The 6,823-nt window shown below is 44.3% G+C and carries 4 protein-coding genes; all 4 read left to right on the top strand.

Annotated features, from left to right (window positions below; genetic code table 11):
- Positions 1 to 97 precede the first annotated feature (97 nt).
- From EXN75_RS10125 to EXN75_RS10110, 4 genes are read left to right on the top strand one after another with little or no spacing between them, the layout of a single operon-like run.
- Positions 98 to 2,377, top strand: a complete 2,280-nt coding sequence (locus tag EXN75_RS10125; protein ID WP_134843710.1) for a SusC/RagA family TonB-linked outer membrane protein — start codon at positions 98 to 100, stop codon at positions 2,375 to 2,377.
- Between the two features lie 20 nt (positions 2,378 to 2,397).
- Positions 2,398 to 4,095, top strand: a complete 1,698-nt coding sequence (gene susD / locus EXN75_RS10120; RefSeq protein WP_134843709.1) for a starch-binding outer membrane lipoprotein SusD — start codon at positions 2,398 to 2,400, stop codon at positions 4,093 to 4,095.
- 37 nt (positions 4,096 to 4,132) lie between these two features.
- On the top strand, positions 4,133 to 5,320 hold the full coding sequence (locus EXN75_RS10115; protein WP_134843708.1) for a SusF/SusE family outer membrane protein: 1,188 nt from the start codon (positions 4,133 to 4,135) through the stop codon (positions 5,318 to 5,320).
- 17 nt (positions 5,321 to 5,337) lie between these two features.
- The gene (locus tag EXN75_RS10110) at positions 5,338 to 6,744 is read left to right on the top strand and encodes an Outer membrane protein SusF domain-containing protein (protein WP_134843707.1); all 1,407 of its coding nucleotides are present in this window, start codon (positions 5,338 to 5,340) and stop codon (positions 6,742 to 6,744) included.
- The last annotated feature ends 79 nt before the right edge of the window (positions 6,745 to 6,823 follow it).

The following is a 6,823-nucleotide window of genomic DNA, read 5'->3' as shown; positions in this document are numbered from 1 at the left end:
AGTTTTGCTTGTCTTCTTTTCGCAACACTAAGGTAAGTGAAAATTCTGACATGGCAAAATCCTGGGCAACTTTTTGTTGCTCAGGCACTTATAAATAATGTTAAACTATAGTGTTGCGGAATTAAGGGTAATGAATGCTGGCGAGTACAAGCAGGCTCTTACCTCTTTAGGCTATGATACAAAAGCTTTGGGTACAGCCGACACCGATTGGCAGGACGAGATCTTCCGCACTGCCATCTCTACCAACCACAACATCAGCATACAGGGTGGCTTGAAGGATATGCCTTACCGTGTTGGCTTAGGTTTCGAAGACAACAACGGTATCGTTAAGACCAGCTGGATGAAGCGTTTCAACACTTCTGTCAATTTGGCTCCTTCCTTCCTCGACAAGCACTTGAACTTCAACTTCACAGCGAAGTATATGTTCGAAAAGGACCGCTATGCCAATTTTGGTGATGCCATCGGTAATGCGTTGACCATGGATCCAACACAGCCTGTTCGTGTAAACGATGAGATGTACAATTGTGTAGGCGGATATTTCCAGTATCTGGACAACAAAGGCGACAAGATTACAGATCCTAACTGGACAAAGATAGCCAAGAGTCAAGTTCCTCAGAACCCTGTGGCTCTCCTCAACAACCAAAAAATGATAGCCAATACTCATGACATAACTTCAAACTTAGAGGTAGATTATAAGATTCATGGCTTCGAAGACTTGCATTTGCATGCTGCCATCGGTGCACAGTACACTGATGCCAAGCAGCATGATGATATTAACAAGTATTCGTCATCCAATAACTATTTTGGTTGGTATGGTATTGACCATCAATACAAATACAGCATCGAAGGAAAAGCTTTTGCTGAATATGCCCACAAGTTTGGTGTGCACGACATCGACATCATGGCAGGTGCTGAGCAAAGCCACTATCACAGAACAACCTATAACATAGGAAGCGGTATCGATGAGTATTTGAGAGATAACGATCCACAGTTGGTAAATGGAGAATGGAACTACGTGAATAACCCACAATACATGGCAAACACCATATGGAAGGGGCACAACTCTTTGGTATCTTACTTCGGACGTTTCAACTATAACTTGCTGGACCGCTATTTGCTTACAGCAACCTTCCGTGCCGATGGTTCTTCTCGCTTCAGAAAGGGCAAGAAATGGGGTTACTTCCCAGCAGCAGCCTTTGCCTGGAAGATTAACAACGAGTCTTTCTTGAAGAATGTAAAATGGATTGATGAGTTGAAGCTCCGCTTGGGCTGGGGTATGACTGGTCAGCAGAATGGTATTGACGACTTCTACTATACTCCTAAATATACCATCAGCGACACTTATGCACAGTATCCATTGGGTGACAAGTATTATCAGACCATGCGCCCAACAAAATACAACACTGAGCTGACATGGGAAAAGACCACAACCTACAATGGCGGTATTGACTTCACCGCTCTCAATGGCCGCTTCGGCTTCAATATTGATGGTTACTATCGTAAGACTACTGACTTGTTGTCAGAAATTGAGATCGCTGGTGGTACTAACTTTGGCGATAAACTCTTGAAGAACATCGGTTCTCTTGAAAACTATGGTGTGGAATTGGCATTCAATGTGAAGCCTATCGTCACCAAGGACTTCGTTTGGGATGTAACCTACAACGTGGGATGGAACCACAATGAAATTACAGAGTTAGAGGCTGGCTTGAAAGACTGGGTTTGGACAGGTAGCAAGGTGTCTCGTGGTAACAACACATTGGTACAGGTAAACAAGGTTGGCAAACCTCTCAATTCTTTCTATGTTTTCCAACAGGTTTACGACGAGAACGGCAAGCCTATTGAGGGTGTATATGTTGACCGTGACGGTAACGGCAAGATTGACAATGACGACCGTTATTGCTACAAGAGCCCTGCTCCTGATGTCATCATGGGTCTCACCACCAAGTTCATCTATAAGAACTGGGACTTCAGTGCTGCCTTCCATGCATCTATCGGCAACTATGTGTACTACGATTTCCTGAACTCAAAAGCTGAGTTGGCGAAAATCAACGATACCGATCTCTTCAGAAACACAACTGCAGAGGCCGTCAATCTTGGCTTTAAGGGTACAACAGATCTCACCACCAATACCAGTGACTACTTTGTACGCAATGCTTCTTACCTGAAGTGTAGCAATATGACTTTGGGCTATAGCTTCCCTGCATTGTTCAAGGCAGGTGCTGAGAAGATTTGCAGCGGACGCATCTTCTTCACCGTACAGAACCCATTCATCATTACCAAGTACAAGGGTATCGACCCAGAAGTAAGCAGTGGTATCGACAGCAATCCTTACCCACGTCCAATAAGCTTCCAGCTTGGTTTGAATCTTAACTTCTAAAAATAAAAAAGGAGACAATTATGAAAAAAATATTTATAACGACTGCAATGGCGAGTGTTTTGTGCATGGGCTTTGTCTCTTGCGCAGACGAACTGAATATCAAGTCCATTGACCCACAGTCCACCCCAACATATACAGTAGAGGGTCTCTTGGCAAAGCAGTATGCTACTCTTGGTCTTACTGGACAGAAAGGTCCTGCTGGTTCAGCAGACTTGAGTGGCGACGAGGGTGAGAGTGGATTCATCCGTACCATTTTCAACCTACAAGAGTTGATGACTGACGAGACTGCATGGGCATATCAGGCCGATAATGCCATCGCTCCTATCACCAATTTCAGTTGGAATAGCGGTAATGACCGTGTAAACTGGGCATACCAGCGTCTCATTTTCAACATTACTCTGTACAACCAGTTTATTGCCGAGCAATCAGGCAGCCTGAGCGAAGACCAAATCGCAGAAGTTCGCTTCCTCCGTGCACTGAACTACTATTATTTCCTTGACCTGTATCGCAAGGCTCCATTCAAGCTCACTTTCGACGATAGTCTCCCTACCGAGAAAAAGGGAAAGGATCTCTACGACTGGTTGGATAATGAGTTGACCACCATAGAGCCTCTGATGGCTGAGGTGGGTGCTTATAATAACAAAGAGAATTTCGGACGTGCCGACCGTGGCGCAGCATACGCACTTCATGCCCGCTTGGCTCTTAACTCTGAAGTTTATACCGAGGGTAAGGTGAAGGACTACCAGAAGGCTATTGATTATTGCGACAAGATTCTCAACAACGTAGGTGAAGGCGCAGGTAAATACGATCTTTGTCGTGTAGAAAAGAATGGTTATAGCGGTTATCAGCAGTTGTTTATGGGCGACAATGACTGCAACCCAGATGCTATGAAGGAAATCATCTTCCCTATCCGTCAGGATGGTTTGAAGGCCCGTGCGTATGCAGGTACCACTTACCTCGTATCGGCAGCCACTATCGGCGGTATGCCTTATGCAAGCACAGGTGACCCATGGAAATGTTTTTTTGCGCGCGAAAACATGGTTGAGAAGTTCTTCCCTAACAAGAATGACATCCCTAAGGCTACAGTTGATGATGTCTTGAAGAATCCTTCTAAAGAACAGGTGATTGCAAAAGATAGCGAGAAGAAAATTGGCACTGCCGACGTGATCGCAAAGGCTAAAGATGATCGTGCCCTGTTGTATATGGGTGTAGGTGGCTGCGAAGAAGGCAAAGTTCGTACAATCAATCCTGGTAAGGCTATCACAGGTCCTCTGAATGGTGCGTCTTTTGTAAAGTGGAGCAATCTCCACGCAGATGGTTCCACACAGCACGACCAGAACTATTCTGATACCGACTTTCCTGTGTTCCGTCTGGCAGAAATCTATCTGACCCGCGCAGAGGCTAAGTATCGCCTCAATGGCAGTCAGGATGGTTTGGCTGACATCCAGTTAGTTCAGGACCGTGCCAACCGTGCCTCGAAAGCTACATCAGTAAACGAACAGACCCTTATTGATGAATGGTGTCGTGAGTTCTTTATGGAAGGCCGCCGTCGTTCAGACTTGGTTCGCTTTGGCTTGTACACAGGTTCTAAGTATCTCTGGAGTTTCAAGGGTGGTGCGGAAAAAGGTGCTGGTGTTCCATCATACTACAACATCTATCCTATTCCAGACAATGAAATCAAGAACAATCCTAACATGACCCAAAATCCTAAATACTAATTGTTAGGCAACCAGATTTAATTAAAAGAAATCAATTATGAAAAAGATATTCAAATTCATGTTGCTGCCAGCATTGGTACTCCCTTTGCTCTTTACATCCTGTGATGAAGACAGAGACAGCAACCCTACATTGGACCTGAGTCATCTTGCAGAGGGATTTGTATTGAACACTCCTGCTCTTGCAGAAAACAATACCTACGACCCCTACTATGCAAAAAACTTGGTATTGACATGCTCTCAGCCAAATTATGGTGGAGTACCTTACCCTGTGAAGTATTATGCGCAGGTATCTATCAACCCTGCATTCGTCAGCGATCCTACAGTCACTCATAAAGAGTTGGCGACATATGCAGAGAATCCAAGCAGTTTGGATTTTGATGCATACGAAGTAAACAAAGCTATTGTATCTCTCTTCCGGGCAGCCAATCCTGATGCAAATCTTCCTGACGAGATGCCAGTTTATATCCGCCTTCGTGCAGTCATTGGCGGTACTTTGAATCAAACCTTGGGCGAGACCTATTCAAATGTCATCACCTTGCCTTCTGTGAAGGCTACTATTCCTGACGCTAAGTTCACTGAAAACCTCTTCTTGATTGGAAGTTCTATCCAGACTCCATGGGAGAGTTGGAAACCTATTCCTCAGGTATTTGACAAGAAAGGCGAATACTATGGTATCATCTACGTGCCTGCTGGTGGCGAATTCAATTGGGGTACTGAGATCAATGACAAACTTGGCATCAACCAAATCAAGGAAATCAACGATGTAGCTGGTGCAGGTATCACTGCAGGTGACGACCAAAACCTCAAGGTAGCCAACGCAGGTTGGTACACTCTCCACTTCATGGGTGAGATTTCCAAAGACAAGAAGAACATCAACTGGACACTGACTGTTTACAAGACTCAGGTTTGCCTGATTGGTGCTTGTATTGGTCAAACTAATTGGAAATTTGCTGACGAAAATGCTCTGACAGCTCCAGACGATCCAAGTGGTGATTGGGTTTCTCCTGCATTCACTGCCGGCAGCGAACTTCGTGTTGCTGTCAAGGTCGGTGACAACGACTGGTGGCGCACAGAGTTCACTATTCTCAAGGGCGACGTGTTCTGGCGTAAACAAAGTGTTGATAAAGGCTGGAAGGTGGACGTGGGTTCAGATTACTCTGTATCTACCAACCCTGGCCAGAAGTTGTATGTCAACTTTGATACAAATAAAGCTGAAGTTAAATAATTTAAGATGAAAGCAAAATGAAAAAGATATTTTTATATAGCTTAGCAGTCTTGGCAAGTGTTATACTTGCCAGCTGCAACGGCGACTACGATGATTGGGCTCAACCACAGCACAATCCACAGGAAGAAGCCATCACGATTCCTGGCTTTACTGCAACACCAGTAGTTCAGTCCATCGACTGTTCCAGTGTGACAACAGATAGTGTCAGTATCTTCACATTAAGCGAAGCAGCTCTTCCTGAAGGTTTTACACTTGATAATGCTCGCTTAGAGATTATTCCTCAAGGAGAAGATAATGCAATCAAGAAAAACGTTAATGCAAGCATTGAGGGTAAGTCCGCTGTTGCAGATCTTTCAGAAGTAATAGTATCTTATTATGGCAAGCGTCCTATAGCTCACTCTTTTGTTGCCCATGTTTATTTAAATGCGGTCAAAAATGGTGATGCTGTTCTTATTGATGCTGGTAAATTTAACCTTGAGATGACTCCAAAGTCTCCATTCATTGATTCTGGCTACTACCTCGTAGGCGATATGTTTAAAGCCGAAGACGATAACGGATGGTCGATTAAAGCAGCAAAGGCATTCATGCACAGCGACAAAGATGTATATGACGATCCTGTTTTCACTATCACTTTCGAAACAAAAGAGGCTGACCAGTATTGGAAGATTATTCCTAAGAAGAACATTGACGCCGGTGACCTCTGGGCTGATGGCGTAGTAGGACCTAAGGAAAACGGAAGCATCAGCGAGAAAGGTGATTTGACAAACGTTGGCCCTGGTGCTGGTATGATTAAAGAGCCTGGCAAGTACAAGCTCACTCTCAACATGATGGACTATTCTTATACCATTGAGCCAGCCCCAGAGCTATACATGAAGGGCGATGCTAACGGCTGGGATGGATATGACTATCTCGCAGGTGATGGTGTACACTTCACAGGTTTCATGTACCTCAATCAGAACGGATTTAAGTTCACTACAGCGCCAGACTGGAGTGGTACAGGCTATGGCGCAAACTTCGATACAGCTCCAGATGCAAAGAACATCGTAATAACAGAACCTGCAGGTTACTATCAGGTAGATGTTGACTTATCTAAGAAGACTTACACTCTGACTCCTATTACATCTATTGGAATCATTGGTAGTGCATCACCTAAAGGTTGGGATTCAGACGTAGATATGACTTACGTTCCTTACAATAAGGATACCAAGGAAGTTAATGGCTACTGGGAAGTTAAGAACATCACATTGAGTGCTGGTGAAATCAAGTTCCGTGCCAACGACGATTGGGCCATCAGTTGGGGTGGAGAGTTAGATAACCTCACAACAAAGAATGGTGGAAACATCACTGTAGAAGCAGGTACTTACGACATCAAGCTTTATGCTTGGGCTGAAGGCTATGCAAAGTGTGTGATGACAAAGAAGTAAGCATTTGCTTCATCAAATAAACTTAAAATTAATAGGCGACTCTCAATTCCGAAAGTCGCCTTTTTTTCTTTATCCCCAT

Origin of the sequence: Segatella hominis, from assembly GCF_004535825.1 — a bacterium.
In the GTDB taxonomy this organism is placed as follows: Bacteria; Bacteroidota; Bacteroidia; order Bacteroidales; family Bacteroidaceae; genus Prevotella; species Prevotella hominis.
Note: the sequence above shows the minus strand (reverse complement) of the source record. Positions and strands in the feature narration are given on the sequence as shown.

Excerpts from the sequence above, each read along its gene's own strand:
- susD (WP_134843709.1), top strand. The coding sequence starts at position 2,398 with ATGAAAAAAATATTTATAACGACTGCAATGGCGAGTGTTTTGTGCATG.
- EXN75_RS10115 (WP_134843708.1), top strand. The coding sequence starts at position 4,133 with ATGAAAAAGATATTCAAATTCATGTTGCTGCCAGCATTGGTACTCCCT.
- EXN75_RS10110 (WP_134843707.1), top strand. The coding sequence starts at position 5,338 with ATGAAAAAGATATTTTTATATAGCTTAGCAGTCTTGGCAAGTGTTATA.
- EXN75_RS10125 (WP_134843710.1), top strand. The coding sequence starts at position 98 with ATGTTAAACTATAGTGTTGCGGAATTAAGGGTAATGAATGCTGGCGAG.